This window comes from Wolbachia endosymbiont of Nasonia oneida (assembly GCF_009012935.1).
Taxonomy (GTDB): Bacteria; Pseudomonadota; Alphaproteobacteria; order Rickettsiales; family Anaplasmataceae; genus Wolbachia; species Wolbachia pipientis.
Genome location: NZ_QESS01000004.1, coordinates 72,298 through 90,377, shown reverse-complemented (window position 1 = coordinate 90,377; position 18,080 = coordinate 72,298). Strand labels below are relative to the sequence as shown.

At 33.9% G+C, this 18,080-nt stretch carries 18 protein-coding genes; 8 read left to right on the top strand and 10 right to left on the bottom strand.

The window, feature by feature from the left end:
• Positions 1–239 precede the first annotated feature (239 nt).
• Positions 240–1,066 (top strand): IS5 family transposase gene (locus DEF52_RS03145; RefSeq protein WP_151807586.1). Its coding sequence is split into 2 segments (ribosomal slippage): positions 240–627 and positions 627–1,066, totalling 828 coding nucleotides; the frame shifts between segments, so codons are not numbered across the junction.
• Between the two features lie 433 nt (positions 1,067–1,499).
• On the opposite strand, the gene glyA is transcribed toward DEF52_RS03145, so the two are convergent.
• The 4 genes from glyA to DEF52_RS03120 all read right to left on the bottom strand — a co-directional run bounded on the left by glyA (position 1,500) and on the right by DEF52_RS03120 (position 6,693).
• A complete protein-coding gene (gene glyA / locus DEF52_RS03135) occupies positions 1,500–2,777 on the bottom strand; it encodes a serine hydroxymethyltransferase (RefSeq protein WP_151807830.1) in 1,278 nt (425 codons plus the stop codon).
• 40 nt (positions 2,778–2,817) lie between these two features.
• Complete coding sequence (locus tag DEF52_RS03130; protein WP_151807829.1) at positions 2,818–4,038, bottom strand: MFS transporter; 1,221 nt, start codon at positions 4,036–4,038, stop codon at positions 2,818–2,820.
• Positions 4,039–4,173: 135 nt separating this feature from the next.
• Positions 4,174–5,403 carry an MFS transporter gene (locus tag DEF52_RS03125; protein ID WP_179951360.1) on the bottom strand — a complete coding sequence of 410 codons (1,230 nt, stop codon included), beginning with the start codon at positions 5,401–5,403 and terminating at the stop codon, positions 4,174–4,176.
• Positions 5,404–5,478: 75 nt separating this feature from the next.
• On the bottom strand, positions 5,479–6,693 hold the full coding sequence (locus tag DEF52_RS03120) for an MFS transporter (protein ID WP_151807828.1): 1,215 nt from the start codon (positions 6,691–6,693) through the stop codon (positions 5,479–5,481).
• Positions 6,694–7,181: 488 nt separating this feature from the next.
• Here DEF52_RS03120 and DEF52_RS03115 point away from each other — a divergent pair, with 488 nt between their 5' ends.
• Positions 7,182–7,670 carry a hypothetical protein gene (locus DEF52_RS03115; RefSeq protein ID WP_006280043.1) on the top strand — a complete coding sequence of 163 codons (489 nt, stop codon included), beginning with the start codon at positions 7,182–7,184 and terminating at the stop codon, positions 7,668–7,670.
• Positions 7,671–7,715: 45 nt separating this feature from the next.
• Here the strand turns inward: DEF52_RS03115 and DEF52_RS03110 are convergent, their stop codons facing one another.
• Together DEF52_RS03110 and hemE are read right to left on the bottom strand one after the other, a co-directional pair.
• Positions 7,716–8,909 (bottom strand): pyridoxal phosphate-dependent aminotransferase, encoded by a 1,194-nt coding sequence (locus DEF52_RS03110; protein ID WP_010082012.1) that lies wholly within the window; start codon positions 8,907–8,909, stop codon positions 7,716–7,718.
• Between the two features lie 68 nt (positions 8,910–8,977).
• Positions 8,978–9,994 carry a uroporphyrinogen decarboxylase gene (gene hemE, locus DEF52_RS03105; protein ID WP_012673335.1) on the bottom strand — a complete coding sequence of 339 codons (1,017 nt, stop codon included), beginning with the start codon at positions 9,992–9,994 and terminating at the stop codon, positions 8,978–8,980.
• A gap of 402 nt (positions 9,995–10,396) precedes the next feature.
• Here hemE and DEF52_RS03100 point away from each other — a divergent pair, with 402 nt between their 5' ends.
• Positions 10,397–11,215: a transporter associated domain-containing protein gene (locus DEF52_RS03100; protein WP_007549273.1), complete on the top strand. Its 819-nt coding sequence runs from the start codon at positions 10,397–10,399 to the stop codon at positions 11,213–11,215.
• Positions 11,216–11,281: 66 nt separating this feature from the next.
• Here DEF52_RS03100 and DEF52_RS03095 read toward each other — a convergent pair whose 3' ends face one another.
• Together DEF52_RS03095 and DEF52_RS03090 are read right to left on the bottom strand one after the other, a co-directional pair.
• On the bottom strand, positions 11,282–11,626 hold the full coding sequence (locus DEF52_RS03095; RefSeq protein WP_233395610.1) for a hypothetical protein: 345 nt from the start codon (positions 11,624–11,626) through the stop codon (positions 11,282–11,284).
• Between the two features lie 14 nt (positions 11,627–11,640).
• Positions 11,641–11,934, bottom strand: coding sequence for a hypothetical protein (locus DEF52_RS03090; protein ID WP_006280049.1), 294 nt, complete (start codon positions 11,932–11,934; stop codon positions 11,641–11,643).
• A 133-nt stretch (positions 11,935–12,067) separates the two neighbouring features.
• Here DEF52_RS03090 and purM point away from each other — a divergent pair, with 133 nt between their 5' ends.
• Positions 12,068–13,105 carry a phosphoribosylformylglycinamidine cyclo-ligase gene (purM, locus tag DEF52_RS03085; RefSeq protein WP_151807827.1) on the top strand — a complete coding sequence of 346 codons (1,038 nt, stop codon included), beginning with the start codon at positions 12,068–12,070 and terminating at the stop codon, positions 13,103–13,105.
• Here the strand turns inward: purM and purC are convergent.
• Entirely contained in the window at positions 13,102–13,824 is a 723-nt protein-coding gene (purC, locus tag DEF52_RS03080) for a phosphoribosylaminoimidazolesuccinocarboxamide synthase (protein WP_010081959.1), read from the bottom strand. The genes purM and purC overlap by 4 nt on opposite strands.
• Positions 13,825–13,898: 74 nt before the next feature.
• On the opposite strand from purC, the gene trmD reads away from it, so the two are divergent.
• Together trmD and rplS are read left to right on the top strand one after the other, a co-directional pair.
• On the top strand, positions 13,899–14,609 hold the full coding sequence (gene trmD / locus DEF52_RS03075) for a tRNA (guanosine(37)-N1)-methyltransferase TrmD (RefSeq protein WP_151807826.1): 711 nt from the start codon (positions 13,899–13,901) through the stop codon (positions 14,607–14,609).
• Positions 14,593–14,970 (top strand): 50S ribosomal protein L19, encoded by a 378-nt coding sequence (gene rplS / locus DEF52_RS03070; protein WP_006279489.1) that lies wholly within the window; start codon positions 14,593–14,595, stop codon positions 14,968–14,970. The genes trmD and rplS overlap by 17 nt, the downstream gene beginning before the upstream one ends.
• 48 nt (positions 14,971–15,018) lie before the next feature.
• Here the strand turns inward: rplS and DEF52_RS03065 are convergent, their stop codons facing one another.
• A complete protein-coding gene (locus DEF52_RS03065) occupies positions 15,019–15,201 on the bottom strand; it encodes a hypothetical protein (protein ID WP_010962989.1) in 183 nt (60 codons plus the stop codon).
• A gap of 48 nt (positions 15,202–15,249) precedes the next feature.
• Here DEF52_RS03065 and pstA point away from each other — a divergent pair, with 48 nt between their 5' ends.
• Together pstA and DEF52_RS03055 are read left to right on the top strand one after the other, a co-directional pair.
• A complete protein-coding gene (pstA, locus tag DEF52_RS03060) occupies positions 15,250–16,500 on the top strand; it encodes a phosphate ABC transporter permease PstA (RefSeq protein ID WP_007549491.1) in 1,251 nt (416 codons plus the stop codon).
• Positions 16,501–16,506: 6 nt separating this feature from the next.
• Positions 16,507–17,304 carry a phosphoribosylformylglycinamidine synthase subunit PurQ gene (locus DEF52_RS03055; RefSeq protein WP_151807825.1) on the top strand — a complete coding sequence of 266 codons (798 nt, stop codon included), beginning with the start codon at positions 16,507–16,509 and terminating at the stop codon, positions 17,302–17,304.
• Positions 17,305–18,080 lie beyond the last annotated feature (776 nt).

Genomic DNA, 18,080 nt, shown 5'->3' with positions numbered 1-18,080 from the left:
TGTAAAATGACTCCTAAATCAACTACTTCTTAAGTAATTTACATTTTAGAGTTTATCTACTTTTAAGTTTATTCTATTTTGTTTCAGCATTTATCATAACTTCTCGATTATTTCAAATCTTCTGGTTCGTTTTTTACCATTCCTTCCTTAACTTAATGGCAGTGAAGAAGCCCCAGTCATTAGACTTCTTTCGAAACTAGGATAAAGTAGTAAAAATAGTAATTTTGAGGTAAGGAGAAATGAAGTATGAAATAGTGAAAGAGCTCGATAAAGGGGAGTTTCGTCGACTAACAGGAGTAAAGAGATCAACATTTAACAAAATGGTAGGGATTTTATGTGAAGAGAATAAAAAAAAGAAAGCCAAAGGAGGAAGGAAAAATAAGCTAAACGAGGAGAATATGCTGCTCATGGTATTAGAATACTTACGAGAATACCGTACATATTTTCACATAAGTCAAAGTTATGGAGTAAGTGAAAGTACGGCATATAAAACTGTAAAATGGGTAGAGGATACTCTAATACAACACCCAGATTTCGCATTGCCAGGACGAAAAGAACTCCTAAAAAGCGACGTGGAATATGAGATTCTGGTGATTGATGCAACGGAAACACCTGTAGAGAGACCAAAAAAAAGCAGAAAAGATTTTATTCAGGAAAGAAGAAAAAACATACGCTAAAAACCCAAATAATTGCAGAAAAGAAGAGCAAGAAAATTATTTGTACGTCATTTTCAAACGGGAGAAAGCATGACTTTCGGCTTTTCAAGGAGTCAAAAGTGCATGTATCAGAAGGTATAAAAGTTTTAGCCGATGCTGGCTATAGAGGTTTTCAGAAAATTCACAAAAATGTCGAGTTGCCACACAGAAGGATGAAAAAGAGTCCCTTAATTAAGGAAAAAAAGGTAGAAAATCGGGAGCTAGCAAGCAAAAGAGTAGTAGTTGAGAATGTAATTGGTCTGTTAAAAAGATTCAAAATTATTGCAGACAGATACCGCAATCGGAGAAAACGTTTTGGCTTGAGATTCAATTTTATAGCAGGAATTCACAATTTTGAGCTGTCTATATGAGTTTCGAAAGAGGTCTATTGTTTATTTTCAGTATTGGCGTTTTTTAAGTCTTAAACACTGCAGTTTAGCTGCTTTTAAGTGCAACTCACCTTAGTTTAAATGTTTAAGAAATTTACTAAGCAGAAAAAAAGGCAAAGAAAACCTAGGGTAGCTAGTATTCAAATTCTCCCTTGTTCTATTTGACGTCTTTTGATGTCTTAAACGCTTTATAAGCGCGTTTCGGCTTGTATAGGTAGAAACCCAGAAGTTTTATAAAGACATGAGGTGCACATAGTGCAAAAAATTAAGCATGATTTACGCCAAATACAAAGTTCCCTTTGTCGTTTTAATCTGCAGATTGCGAAGATAAATAAATAGCTTCAGTTTCATGATAAGGGCGCTGGCGGAGTTTGTCAAGCAAGTTTTTCGTTTCTGCGGGCTACTTCCACATAAATTAATAAATAGGAAAATTACTACAAATCCTTTCAACTTTAGTTTTTACTGCTTTTTCAACATCTGAGCTATTTTCGCTGATTAATCCCTGAACCACTTCATTTATTAGGCCGGCTATTTCTTTAAAATTTTCTGCCTCAAGCCCGCGTGTTGTCTCAGCAGCGGTGCCAAAACGGAGCCCTGAAGTGATGGTCGGCTTTGCTGTATCAAATGGTACAGAGTTTTTATTACAGGTAATACCGGCTCTCTCAAGGCTATCTACAACGTCTTTTCCAGTTAATTTCTGCGATCTTAAGTCAACTAGCACTATATGAGAGTCAGTGCCACCGGTTATAATGTCGAGTCCATGCTTTTGCAATTCTTGAGCTAGTACTTTCGCATTTTCCACGACTTTCTTGCTATAAGTTTTAAATTCTGGCGCTAATGCTTCTTTAAATGCAACAGCTTTTGCAGCTATCACATGCATAAGTGGCCCGCCCTGCAGTCCTGGAAAAACTGCAGATTGAATTTTTTTGTGTAATGCTTCATCATTGGTCATCACTATTCCACCACGAGGACCACGCAAAGTTTTGTGAGTCGTGGAAGTCATAACATGTGCATATTCAGCAGGGGATGGATATTCGCCCGCTGCAATAAGCCCTGCATAGTGAGCAATGTCTGCAAGCAAATAAGCACCAACTTTATCTGCAATTTCGCGAAAGCGTTTAAAGTCCATTTTTCTCGGATAAGCAGAAGCACCAGCTATGATCAATTTCGGTTTATGCTCCAGCGCCAGCTTTTCTATCTCATCCATATCCAGCAAGTAAGTGTCTTTATTCACTGTATATTGAATTGACTTAAACCATTTACCAGAAAGGCTTGGTGCCGCACCATGAGTTAGATGCCCACCGCAATTCAGTGACAATCCAAGTATCGTATCACCTGGAGCAAGTAGTGAAGCAAACACTGCTTGATTCGCCTGAGAACCAGAGTGAGGTTGAACGTTTGCAAATTTTACACCAAACAACTTACAAAGTCTCTCTATAGCCAGACTTTCAATTTTGTCCACATGCTCACAACCACAGTAATATCTTTTACCTGGATAACCTTCTGCGTATTTATTAGTCAGAAAAGAGCCTTGTGCCTCCATTACCGCTTTGCTTGCAAAATTTTCTGATGCAATTAATTGCAATTGTGATTTTTGGCGTTGTAATTCTTTTTCTATAGACTGATAAACCTCGTTATCAAAAGACTTTAAACTATTTTTAGAGCCACAGATTTTTTTTAAAACACTCATCATAGATCAAACCTCGCTTTAATTTTAAGATGCACAAGCAATTTTAAGACTGCTTATCCTGCTTTTTTAACCATAAGAGCCCAAAAACAGCTATCAGCAAACATACAGGAATAATAGATGTTGCTTTTATCAGCAATTCAGCACTATACACAGGATTTCCTTGTATCACTGTCCTATCCCAACACAAATCTATTATTTTTGCGATCCCAGTGTGAAAAAAATAGCCAAAAACCATGACTATCATATTTGACACAGCTGTAGTTAATCCTATTAAGTTATTATTTACATAACTTAATGCTTTGTACAGTGTTACTATTTGATATCCAGAAGCGAAACCTATAACAAGAAGTGCAGGCAATACAATATACAATCCGCCAGCCTGTGTAAAAAGTAAAAGGAAACTAGCAATCATTGCAAAGGAACAGACAATAATAACTTCATAATGTCTATTTGGATATTTTTCTAATATGTGAGCAAAAGAGAGCAATCCAGCTGCAAATCCTACATATATAACAGAAGAAATTGAAGACGCTAGATCACCGGCCATTTGATATACCTCACATAAAAAAGCTTTTGTCCAAGCATCAGCAAAACCTTCTAGTGGACCTACCATTAAGCCACCAAAAAAACTAATTAGAATGATATATTTATTGAAAAGCACAGTTTTTAGATCCTTCATGCTAATTTTTTCTTTTCGAAAGTCGTAAGCATTGTAAGGAATAACTAAAAATAAAGATAAAGCGAGTAAGAAACCAAACCCTGAAAGAATATAAATTACGTAATTCCAACCAAACTCATCAAGCAAAAGTTCTATTGGTAGACCACCATATATTGCCCCTAATAGCCCTATAATAACAGATATGCTTGCCATTTTTGCTGATTTTTCTCGCGGAAAATACATACTGGCAACTTTAAATACTCCTATTACTGACGCAGACGAGCCAATCCCAACAATTATTCTACCTAATACTGAATAATACCAATCATCAAAGCACACAAGAGGTAATGTTCCAATAGATACCAAGACAGCACAAATAGGTAAAACAATTTTTGGACCGAATCTATCAAAACAAAGACCAACAGGGATATGAACTAGTGTAAATCCCACATAGTAGAGACCATTAAATTGCCCTAAATCTGCAATGCTTATATTAAATTTTGTTATTAATACAGGCGCAATTATGTTTGGCATGACACGTAACACATACTGGTATGCATAGAAAAGAGATACTATCAACCATACAAAAAAATTACTTTTCGACATACCTACCACCTAATAAAACCCAATTACAATTAAAACAAAAATATCAAAGTAAAATAAAGTATTATATTTCATAATAACAAGAGCCTTAAATTAGTACATCTAACGATTTTATCATACGAGCCTTCGATAAATTATCTACTTATTACAATCAACTTCTCTAAAATCTTTATTTTTTAACCATAAGAGCCCAAAAACAGCCACCAGCAAACATACAGGAATAACTGATGTTGCTTTTATCAGCAATTCAGCACCATACACAGGATTTCCTTGTATTATTGTTCTATCCCAACACAAATCTACTATTTTTGCGATCCCAGTGTGAAAAAAATAGCCAAAAACCATAACTATCATGTTTGACACAGCTGTAGCCAGGCCTACTAAGTTATTATTTACATAACTTATCGCTTTGTAAATGGTAACCACCTGATATCCAGATGTGAAGCCAATAATAAAAAGCGTAGGTAATACAACATACAAGCCACCAATCTGAGTAAAAAGTAATAGAAAACCGGCGATCATTGCAAATGAACAGGCAATTATTACTTCATAATGTTTATTTTTATACTTTTCCAATAAATAAGCCAAAGAGAATGATCCTATTAACATTCCTATCAATATTACGGAAGAGAGAGAAGATGCTAAGTCTTCATTCATTTCATATACTTCAAAAAAGAATGCCTTTGCCCAACCATCCGCAAAACCTTGCATTGGACCGACCATGAGTCCACCAAAAAAGCTAATTAGAATAATATGCTTGTTGAAAAGTATGTTTTTTAAGTCTCTAATGCTAACTTTTTCCTGTTGAGCATTGCTTTCAGGCGTTACTAAGAACAGCAACAGAGCAAGTAAACACCCAAATGCTGAGAATGTATAGATAACATAATTCCAGCCAAATTTATCGAGTAAGAAGTCTAAAGGTAACCCGCCACATATCCCTCCCAAAATTCCTATAATTATAGATAAGCTGGCCATTCTTGCTGATTTTTCTTGCGCAAAATACATGCTTGCAACTTTAAAGATTCCAATTGCCGAAGCGGATGACCCAATTCCCACAATTATTCTTCCAATTATTGAATAACTCCACTCATCAAAGCATATAAGCGGTAGTGTTCCGGTAAATGTCAAAACGGTACAAGCAGGTAAAACAAACTTTGGTCCAAATCTATCAAAGAAAAGACCAATAGGTATATGAGCTAGCGTATAGCCTACATAGTATAACCCACCAAACTGGCCAACATCTGCAATACTTATGTTAAATTTTGTTATTAATTCAGGCGCAATTATGTTTGGAATTACGCGTAATATATATTGGTATGCATAAAACAGTGACGTCAACAACCAGATTAAAAAATTCCTCTGCAACATGAATCTCAGCTAAAATTTAGGATTATAGATACTTTAGTTATAAAAAACAATACTATATTAATCATCTAAATCTGCTTAGCTCTTTTTACAGCTTATAACTTTAAGTAACCAAAAGCCTATCATTCCTATTAGTAGGCATATAGGTATTATTAACATAGACTTAACCATTACATCAGTTCCATAAAATGGCTTTCCATCGATAATTTCACCGTTCCAATAAAAATTCATTATATTTGCAATAATGACGTGAAAAAAATAACCAAAACTCATAACTATGGAATTACCTACAGATCCTGCACTTGCTACTGCTTCGTTTTTTACACAACTTACAACTTTAGCAGTAAAAACAATTTGGTATGCAGAAGCAAGACCAATAATGAATAGTAATATACATGTCAGGAGTTCACTAATATTGCATATAAAAAGTAATAAGAACACAATTATCATGGCCATAGCACAAGAAATTATTATTTCATAGTGCTTGGTTGGATTTTTTGCTAATATGTAAGGAAGTAATAAATGCCCAAAGCCAAAGCCTATTAGTATCCATTTTGAAATGCTATATGCAATGTGTCTATCTATAGCGTACATCTCATGCAAGAATGTTGCGGACCACGCATCTGCAAAGCCTTCTAATGGTCCAACCATAAAACCGCCAAACAAACCTATCAATAAAATATCTTTATTAAATATAACTTTGCTTAAATTTTTAATATTTAATTCTTCGTCTGAGGTGCCAACTTTAGGTATAGATATAAAGGTAGTTAAAGCAAGCAATAATCCAAGCATTATACACACAGTAAATAAATAATCCCACCCAAACTTATCAAGTAAGACATGTAATGGTTTGGTGGCAAATACACCACCTGAAATGCCAATAATAACCGATATGCTGAACATCATGGCAAATTTTTCTCTATGGTAATAGATTCTTATTATTTTAAAGAGTCCAAGTACTGAAGCAGAGGATCCAATACCAGTAATTATTCTTCCAATAATAGAATAACTCCAATCATTAGAACTGACTAAAGGTAAAGCACCTAAAGATGTTAATGCAATACAAATCGGTATAACAACTTTAGAACCAAATCTATCTAAAAGAATACCTACAGGAATATGTGCTAACACATAACCTACATAATACAGTCCACAAAATTGTCCTATTTCTGTTGTTCCTATATTAAACCTTACTACCAATTCAGGAATTATAATATTTGGAATTACGCGTAATATATATTGGTATGCATAAAACAGTGACGCCAACAACCAGATTAAAAAATTCCTCTGCAATACTTTACCCCAAAGCTAGCATTATAGATACTCTGTTTATAGAAAACAATATTTTTATGAATACTTATTTTAATTTACCGGAATTTTATACAGTTGAACTCATAGCCAACATAAGTAGTTTATGCATTAACTAAATTTTCCAGGTTCAAGTTTGGATGATGGAAAAAGTTCACTTTTTCTATTTTTAAAAGAGACCTTTTATTTTACTTATAATTTTTTCTACCATATCTACAACTGGCTCATGAATAAGGTATATGAAAAAAATTACACCACAAATGATAAGTATATTTATGATTTTACCCTTATTCATCTTTATCTTGAGCTTCACTTTTGTTACAAGATCCATTTTATTTATGTTTTTATTTCATGCTGACGATTATATCTTAAATATCATAATTTTCAGTAAAATTTGACTTCAGAAGTATTCTATTAATTCAATATTAACCTTTTTATGTGTAAAATAGTTAATATAATATTAAAGCAGGCTGATGAATATAAGCACGATAGATAATACGCTGCAAAATTACATAACAAAATACATTGAACAAACATTCGCTACACACGTGCTAGGCAATAGATACGACAAATTGTATAGGAAACTTCTAAGTGGTATAGAAGAGATAATAAAGCTTGCTGTAAATGAAGCAAAACACTACGATGAAAATTTAGAAGATCTATATAACGATTCAAGATTTAATAAGAAATTTATTCAAGCTGTTGCTAAACATCAGGTGTCGGAATTTTTAAATACTTATCCGAAAAGAAAAGAAATTGTTGCAGAATTTTACAATGAACATCACATTAACGAAAGTGATTTAAAGACTCTGGAAAAGGGGAAAGATTTAGTAAATAAAATAAATAACATTAACTTACTGCAACAAAATGAAAAAAATGAGGAATTCAATATTAGAAAGACACTTGCTCAATCAATAAAAATGCCTTCCATAGAAAAACACAAGTTAGAACATTCAAAATAACCTTGGCGAAGTATGGCAAAATATACAACTTATGGATAGTCTATTTCATTTTAACTCCTGGCACGCTTTAGTAATACTATCACATCCAATTTCTAATTGTTCCTGAGAGGTTGCATAAGAAATTCTGATAAAATTTTCTAGACCAAATGCAATTCCTGGAACCACAGCAACCAAATGATCTCCCAGTAAGTATTCAGTAAAATCTAAATCATTATTTATTATCTTACCACTTTTTGTGCTTTTACTGAGCAATCCTTCACATGAGACAAATAAATAAAACGCACCTTGTGGAACAGACGCTGATAATCCCGGGGCAGAATTTAGCTCTTTCACCATAAAATCTCTACGACTCTTAAAAATCCTTGTTCTTTCTTTCAAAAAACTATGATCACCGTTTAATGCTGCTGCTGCTGCTGCTTGTGCTATCGAATTTGGATTAGAAGTGCTTTGAGACTGCAGCGTAGAGATAGCTTTTACCACATCACTTCTACCTGCAATATACCCTATTCTCCAGCCTGTCATTGCATAGGCTTTTGATACTCCATTGACTACAAAAACTCTATCATAAAGCTTCGGCTCAACCTGAGCGATAGTAAAAAACTTTTCGTCGTATATTATATGCTCATAAATATCATCTGTAACGACATTCATATGTGGATATTCAAGCAATATTTGTGCTATGTCTTTCAATTCATCACATGTGTACACAGCTCCTGCAGGGTTGTTCGGTGAGTTAAGAATTAACCATTTAGTTTTTTTAGTTATCCTGCTTTTCAATAATTCCGCTGTCAGTTTAAAATTTTGTTTGCATTCTACTACAACTGGCAAGCCGCCAAAAAGACTTACCATATCAACATATGAAACCCAATAAGGAGCTGGAATAATAACTTCATCTCCAGAGTTAATTGTTGCCATGAACAAATTGAATAACACCTGCTTAGCACCTGTACCAACACAGATTTGGTTAAGCGTGTACTCGAGGTTATTATCCTTTCTTAACTTATTAATTATTGCTTCTTTCAGCTCACGCGTTCCATCAACAGCAGTATATTTAGTCTTACCTTCACTTATTGCTTGAATAGCTGCTTTTTTTATATGATCTGGAGTATCAAAATCCGGTTCTCCTGCAGCTAAAACACAGATCTTTTTTCCTTCATTTTTCAACTTATTTGCCTTATCAGTTACAGCAATCGTAGGTGATGGTTTTATTAGGGACATTCTTTTTGCAAGGTCTGACATATCTTACTGAAGCTAAATTCAAATGATAAACCCCGTACAACAAAAAAGCTAGAATTTTGTGTATTGTATTAGTAGCTTTTTACCAGGTTTACCAACGCAGCAATATTTTCAACTGGAGTATCAGGGAGTACTCCATGTCCGAGATTAAATATGAAGGGTAAATCTCTAAAGCAATCTATTATACGTTTTGCTTCTTTGATTGCTTCCGTTTTATTATAGGCTAAAAGATTAGGATCAAGGTTTCCTTGTAGAGGGATGTTTAGATTCGCTTTCGCCCATTTTATTGGAACATTATAATCTATACTTACTGCAGATACACCTGTTTGTTCGCAGTAATCTTTATAAAGATTTCCAGCAGACCTTGGAAAACCTATTATTGGAAAATCAGAAAATCTATCCTTTATTGCCAAGATAATTCTCTTTGTTGGTTCGATAACATATTCTTTAAACAATGGTTCCGATAACGCACCAGCATTACTGTCAAATAGCTGAATAACATCTGCTCCAAATTCTATCTGTTTAATTAGATAAATAATCGTTACTTCCGTTATTCGTTCAATTATTTCCTTCAAACACGAAGGATAAAAATTTAATACTTTGGAAAAAGTTTTGCTGCTCCCACCTTCTATGATGTATGAGGCTACTGTCCATGGTCCACCAGCAAATCCTATGAGAGATTTTTCTTTTGGTAATTGGCTTCTGACTTTTTTTATAGCGTTTAGAATTGGTAAGGTTTTAGTTTCAATTTCTTGTGGACCCTTCAATTCCTTAGGACTTTCCACGGGTTTTATTATTGGACCTACACCGCGTACGAAATTCACGTCACAACCCAAAACATCAGCTATTATTAAAATGTCTGAAAAAATTATCGCCGCATCCATGTCAAATCTTGTCACCGGCTGTAACGTCAATTCTGTCACTAAATCTGTGTTGTAGCATATCTCCATAAAATTATTCATATTTTCTACTGCTTTGCGGTACTCAGGAAGAGACCTGCCAGCCTGACGCATTAGCCAGATAGGCACTCTTCCACCCGGCTCATTTCTCTTAATAATTTTCGCTATTGTTGTTTTGCCGCTTTCCAATCTATTCTATTTATTCTTTTGTATATTAAAGTATAGTAATAATAATAGTTCTATCAATAACTTGTTACTAACTTAAAATTCAGTAAAAATTGGCGTTGTTCAACTTGTGGATAAATATGTGAGTAACTTTCGTATATTATTGATTTTTTGTTATGATTTATGTGTATAAGTAAGGTGTTTAGAGTGTTAGTAATTTTCTTTTATGGAAAATACTTTACCATCATGCATTGTTACACAACTATGTATATGTTGTTGAAAAAGTTGTTGATCAATTGTTGGTATTTTATATCAACAAATAATTCACAAATTAATTTGACATTATTCACATGCTTATTAAACATTTAATAACAGTTTTCTTGATAAATCTAATCTGAAAACGTTTTTGCCATTACAGGGAATAAATTGAGTAAAAAAAGAACCTTAGTAGAAAAAATAGCATATAGAATTTTTCTCTTCCTTTTCAAAAAAGCTTCTGTGTTGAAAAAGTGTGCGACTGAGGCATTAATGAAAGATCTGCCAGACCTTAATATATTTAATGGTCTATTAAAATTCCGCGATTGTGGTATAATGGATATAATGACTCCACGTACAGAGATATGCGCAGTAGACATTGAGTCAAGCGAGCGTGAAATAATAAAGAAGATAAAAAACACTTGCCACACTAAAATACCAATTTATAAAAATAACTTTGATAACGTAATAGGCTTTTTTTATGTAAAAGATGTTATTTTTAATAGGGATAAAAATTTTAATCTGAAACATATTATACAAAGCGTAATATTTGTTCCACCCTCGATGAAGACAACTAATCTTTTTGTTAGGATGAACTCTTCTAAATCATGCTTAGCTATCGTATTGGATGAATATGGTGGAACTGATGGTTTAATTTCAATGACTGATCTTATAGAGGAACTAATACCAAACATTGATAGTGAAAACGAAATAAATTCAGAATATACCATTACTGAATTGTCTCAAAATAAGTTTGAAGTATCAGCAAGGGCTCTTATAAAAGATATAGAAGAGGATCTAAAAATAGAATTACGTGACCCTGAAGAAGACTATGTTACACTTGGTGGTTTGATTCTTTCGATTGCTGGTAAAGTGCCTTCTGTAGATGAAGTCATTAAATATAAAAATGGTATGAAGTTTATCATCAAAGATGCAAATGAGCGCTACATTAATAAAATAGTACTAGACTTAAGTGATTACAAAAATTAGATTTGGTACCCCTTGTCGGGGAATGCCTTGACACGAAGAAAAAGTTGTAATAACCAAATATGCAACTCAAGTTATAGTTAAACCTATTTCCAGCAAATTATTTTCGCAAGTATAATGCATTTCAGTGTTATAGTACTCTAATAATAAAGAGGTCATATAGATATTAATATCTTTTGTATTTAAATTAGTGTCATTTTTTTTGATTAATTTGTCTACTAATGATTTGCTTATTGGTTTGTGTTCATTTAGAATTTTTATAGTTAATAGCATTTTATCTTCTGTTTGACTCAGTAAAACAGATACTAGTTCAACTTCCGCCACTGCACTGGCTATAGTTAGCACCATATTAGAAATTATCTTATTTATCTTTTCAATTAAATCTTCCTTATTTTTTGCAGAGTATGCGTCTATTTTCCACGTAAGCTTTACTTTTTTTTTAATAAATAATTTTCGATATTAGATTTGGTCTTATCAAAGCTATAATTATCCATTGAAGAAGAATATGCCTGCTTCATAACTTTATGTTTATATATTAAATCATCGGAGCTTTCTTTAAGAAACAACAACGCTTCCTTCTGCGCATCAGCATCATTCTTATCTATTACTTCAAGCTCTTCTACGCCAAACGTTATTCCATTCATAGAGTTAGCAAAGTCATGAAGCAGCCGTCCTGATAGCAGTTCCGTTATTAACAGTATGTTTTTGGTATTTTCGTTCATTGGATAATTATAAATGATTTAAGTTACCCTATATTGGTAAGTATATAATAGTCAATTAAGAGAAAGTTTCGTTGCACTTTTTATATCAAGGCATTAATATAGTATTAACAATTTTAAAATTTATAAAAGGATTATGAATGCTTATACCAGATCAGGAATAGATATTGAACTATATAATAAGTTAATAAAAGAAGTCAAGCCTATTGCTCAAGAAACTACTAGAGAAGAAGTAATCAGCGAAATAGGTTCATTTTCTGCGTTATTTGATTTTGCTGCACTAAGTAAGAAGTATGACCATCCAGTACTCGTTTCCTCAACTGATGGAGTAGGTACGAAACTGTTGATAGCTCAAGAAGTGAATAAACATGATACTATAGGTATAGATTTAGTTGCAATGTGTGTAAATGACTTACTTGCACAAGGAGCAACGCCTTTGTTTTTCCTTGATTACTTTGCAACAGGCGTTTTGACCAAAGATGTTTTATTATCTGTGGTTAAGGGCATTGCAGAGGGGTGCAAGCAAGCTAAAATAGCATTGGTTGGTGGGGAAACTGCAGAAATGCCTGGAATGTATGGTAATAATCACTATGACCTTGCAGGGTTTGTGGTTGGTGTAGTTGATCGAAAGCAAATTCTTCCAAACTGTAGTATGATGAAAGCAGGTGATTATATAGTTGGCTTAGAGTCAAGTGGAATTCACTCAAATGGGTTTTCTTTAGTGCGCCATGTTTTCAAAAGCTTAGGTATAAATTATAACGATACATCTCTATGGAATAATAAATCTTGGAGTGAAATACTACTTGAACCAACAAAAATATATGTTGATTCTTTGCTGCCTATCATGTCACAAGTAAAAGGTATTGCGCACATCACGGGTGGTGGTTTGGTAGACAATATTCCGCGAATTCTTCCAAAAAACTTATTTGCAAACATAGACATTAATTCCTGGAAATGGCCAGATATATTTTTATGGCTAACAAAGGAGGGTAAAATAGAGAAGAAAGAAATGCTAAAAACATTTAATTGTGGTATTGGTATGGTATTGATCGTAAGTTCTGAGAATATGCAAAACGTGAAAAATCATTTCCAAAAACGTGGAGAAAAAATTGAAATTATTGGAAAACTTGATGAGGCATGTAACCCTCCACTTGATAGAGTAGTATTTAGTTAACCTAACTTTACTGACAGTCTTTTTGCAACTTCTAGGTATGCTTCCTTTAAATCTCCTAAATTCAAACGAAAGACATCTTTATCTAGCTTTTTATAAGTATTTTTATCCCATAATCTGCAGTTATCAGGGCTAATTTCATCAGCTAAAACGATTTTAGTACTGTCATTTATTAATCTGCCAAATTCTAACTTGAGATCAACTAAATATATACTTGCATTTGAAAATAGGTGAACTAATATTTCGTTGATTTTTAAAGTTGTAGTTTTAACTTCATCCATTTCTTTGCTAGATAGCCAATCAAAATACAGTATGTGATTTTCACTTACCATTGGGTCGGCTAGGTCATCATTTTTGTAAAAAAAATCGATTATAGGAGATGCAAGCCTCTCACCTTCTTTGATATTAAAACGTTTGCAAAAGCTGCCAGCTGCGACATTTCTAACTACTACCTCAAGAGGTATTATCTTGAGTTTTTTGACTAGCTGTTCTCTTTCGTTTAGAGTTTTTATAAAGTGTGTGCTAATTTCTGCTTTCTCAAGCTTTTCCATGATAAAAGCACTAATATGATTATTAATTATTCCTTTACCATCGATTATTTCATATTTTTCCTTATTGAATGCTGTAACATCATCTTTAAAGTGCTGTATGACAATTGATAAGTCTTCAGTTTCAATAATGGCTTTCGCTTTACCTTCGTATATCGTTTTATTCAGTGACATGTTTAATTTAACTATATATTATATCAATTTACTATTCTTAGAGTATAGCCCCAAATAACTTAAAATAAACCTTAATGGCATTCAATGTTACAATATTAACCATATTCCCAGAAATGTTCCCGGGGTTTTTGAACTATTCTCTTGCCGGAAAAGCGTTAGAAAAAAAAATATGGAACCTTGAAGTAATAAATATTCGTTCTTTTGCGAAAGATAAACATTCAACTGTGGATGATGTTCCATATGGAGGTGGAGCAGGAATGGTTATGCGTTCTGATGTAGTTGGTGATGCAGTAGATAGTATGCTCTCTGTTCATAAAAACACTAAGTTTATTTACATGACTCCATCTGGAACTAAGTTTAATCAGAATATTGCCAGAGAATTATTAGAGTTTCCTCATATAACAATATTGTGTGGTCGATTTGAAGGTATTGACCAAAGGATAATTGATGCGTATACTCCTTATGAGTTAAGTATTGGAGATTATATACTTTCAGGAGGTGAGCCAGCTGCAATGGTGGTTCTTGATGCATGCATTAGACTTCTTCCAGGTGTAGTAAATAATACCGATAGTATTACTGAAGAAAGTTTTAATTATGGTGGTGGTGTACTTGAATATCCTCAATATACTAGACCTGAGCAGTGGAAGGGATATAAAGTACCTGAGGTTTTGTTATCTGGCAATCACAAAAAAATAAGTGATTGGAGGCAGAAGCAGTCTCATGTTATAACAAAAAAGCGTAGGCCTGAATTATTGAATGGAGAGATAAATGACAAATTTACTTAAAAAATTTAACGAACAGCAAATGCAAGTGTTAGCTAAAGAAATACCAGAATTTCGTCCTGGCGATGATTTGAAGGTCACTTTTAAAGTAGTTGACGGTACAAGTGAACGTATACAGATATTTGAAGGTGTATGTATATCAAAAAGGAACCGCGGGTTACATTCTTCTTTTGCAGTCAGAAAAGTGAGCCATGGAGAAAGTATAGTGTCTCAGTTTTTTGTTTATTCTCCTGCACTGGTTTCAGTGCAAGTGACAAGAAAAGGAAAGGTTCGTAGAGCAAAACTGTATTATCTGTGCAAACTATTTGGAAAAGCTGCAAGGATCAAAGAGCGTACTACTTATGTTAAAAAGAAATCTAAGTAGATACAATAGGGAGTGATGTCAATTGTGTCATCTCAGAACTCTCTCTTGTCATCCCAGTGCGTGACACACAACTGTACGAACATTGTGTTTGCCTCCCGCTGTGGTGTCATCCCAGTGCTCCGACACTGGGATCCAGCATTCATTATTCTCCTTTTGGTTTGTGCTTTCATGGAAAATGTAAAAATTATTTGCAGGCAAAGCCTGCTGGATCCCAGTGTCAGCTACTTGCATGACAAAAAAGGGGAAAGTTTTTTCAAATCCTCGTGTAAAGAAAAGTAAATGAGTATAAAGAAAAAATTCCTTAAATTACTTCAGTCAAGGCGTGTACATGCTCGTATAAAAAGGAAAAATAAAAAGAACAGAGCGCTACGCTTTTGTTCTTTCACGGCACTAGTTATCTCACTTGGCTGTCCTGTGTGTATATTGTTGAGTATATTAGTTAACTCTTACAGTGCCTTAACAGTAACGAAAATTTTATTGCCAGTTGAAATAAATGCTGATCTTGCTTTGGCGAGTAATCCTAGTGATTTGCGGTATAAGTCCATTGGCTTACTCAACGATTCTTTACGTAAGGTGTTTGGAGGAACTGATTTTAAAGACGGTGACGAAATTTTAAGTCGTAATTCTTACAAAGAACTAGAGAAATTTTTTCGTAAGAAAGTAAAAGATAGTGGTGAATATGAGATCTGGTTTACCGCGTCAAGTATAATTAATTCAATAAATAAAGATAAATATTTGAATGATCGTTATGCTAAATTACTTGATTGGCTAAAAGAAAAGAGGAGAGTGAAAAAATTTTTTAATAAGTCTTTATTCCTTAAATCTGACTCTCGTGAACCTGAAAATGCAGGGATTTTAGGAGCGTTTATCGGTTCATTAATGACAATTATAGTGTGCCTAGCATTAGCATTACCAATAGGAATTATGTCGGGCATCTGTCTTTACGAATTTATGCCTAAAAATAGGCTAATGACTAATATTGTAGAAATTAGCATAAATAATCTTGCTGCAGTGCCTTCAATAATATTTGGTGTAGTGGGCTTAACTCTCTATCTTGGCATATTTGGGCTACCACGCTCTTCACCACTTGTTGGTGGAATGACTCTTTCATTTATGATGTTACCTAATATTATAATTGCAACAAAAAATGCCTTTGCGAATGTTCCTATTACGATAAAAGATGCAGCGTTTGCGCTCGGTGCACCTCACATCAAGGTGATATTAGATCACTCTTTACCGATTGCGTTACCAAGAATAATACATGGTACTGTGCTTGCAATTGCAAGGATTTTAGGTGAATCTTCTCCTTTACTTATGATGGGTATGGTGGCATTTATTGCTGATACACCTACGTCCTTTTTCGATCCGGCGACTGTTCTACCTGTGCAAATATACATATGGTCAAGCAATCCTGAAATTGCATTTGTTGAACTTGCTGCTATCGCAATTATAGCTTTATTATTGGTGTTATTTGCGTTAAATTTAGTAGCAAATTTTGTAAAAAGGAAATTCGAATTTTTTAATTTTTAGCAATTCATGAAAATCACAGTCCTATCTGGTTATGGCTTAAATTGCGAAAAAGAAACTGCATTTGCATTTATGGAATGCAGCAGAAAACTTGGTATTGGTAATATTGAAGTAAAAATCGTTCACATTAACGATATCATAGATAATCCAGGTGAACTGAAATTAAGCAATATACTTGCAATTCCAGGGGGTTTTTCCTATGGTGATGACACTGGTGCTGGTAATGCGTTTGCTTTACGTATTAAAAACAACTTGTTGGATGAGTTTCAAGAGTTTTTATCTCAGGACAAGCTGATTATAGGAATATGTAATGGTTGTCAGATATTAGTAAAATTAATTCCAGAGTTCTCTAATCTAGCTTTAATCCATAATGATATAGGCAATTATCAATGCCGTTGGATTAGAGTGAGAGTTAATTCAAAGAGTAATTCTGTTTGGCTACGGGGCCTGAGTGAACTATATCTCCCTATTGCTCATGGAGAAGGCAAGTTTTTTATGGATCAAGATACTTTGAATCAATTAATCGAAAAAAATTGCACAGCATTACGTTATATAGATGATAATAGTAGCTATGCTAATCTGCAATTTCCTCACAATCCAAACGGATCTACATACGATCTGGCAGCTTTATCAGATAAAAGTGGGAGAGTATTGGCTTTAATGCCCCATCCAGAAAGGGGAATATTTTTTACCCAGCAAGATAATTGGCCCCTTGAAAAAGAAAAGAGCAAGCGTTTAGGTGTTGCTGTGCCAAAATATGGCGATGGAATGCTTATATTTGAAAATGCACTAAAGTATTTTTGTTAAAATTTATTGATAGGGATTTATGGTCGAAATTATCCCCTGATATTGCAAAAAACTTGCTTGACAAGCCTTGCCAGTCCCCTTATCATGAAACTGAAGCTATTTATTTATCTTCTCTGTACAGATTAAATGACAAAAAAACTCAACGTATCTGGCGTCTCATGTTTAATTTTTTGCACTATGTGCACTCTATGTCTTTATCAAATTTCTAGGTTTTTACCTATACAAGCTGAAATACGCTTATAAAGCATTTAAAACATCAAAAAACGCCAACTTAAAAAATGGATAGTGAATAATTAGCTACCCTAGGGTTTCTTTTGCCTTTTTTTCTGTTTAGTAAATTTCTTAATGTTTATAATTTAGATTAGTTGCGGCTTAAAAGCAACTGAATCGCGGTTATTAAACGTTTAGAATAAAAAAACGCCATACTTGAAAGTATAATGTAAGTAATTAGCCAACCACGGGGCTTCTTTTGCCTTTTTTTTATTTGGTAAATTTCTTAATATTTATAGCTAAACGACAACCGTCATCCCGCTGCTTGTTAGCGGGATCTCTTGTTAGCGCCGCGGTGGTATGACGTAGGATTGTTGTCATTCCGCTACTTGTTAGCGGCTGAGATACCGCGAATGAATCGCGGTATGACGGTGTAGATGATGGTTAAGTAATTCGTCATCCCGCTGCTTGTTAGCGGGATCTAGAGATACCGCAACGTCTCACCTATAGCCTTCAGTGCTCCTTTTTTTGTCATCCCAGCGTCACGCGTTGGTTTCAACATTATA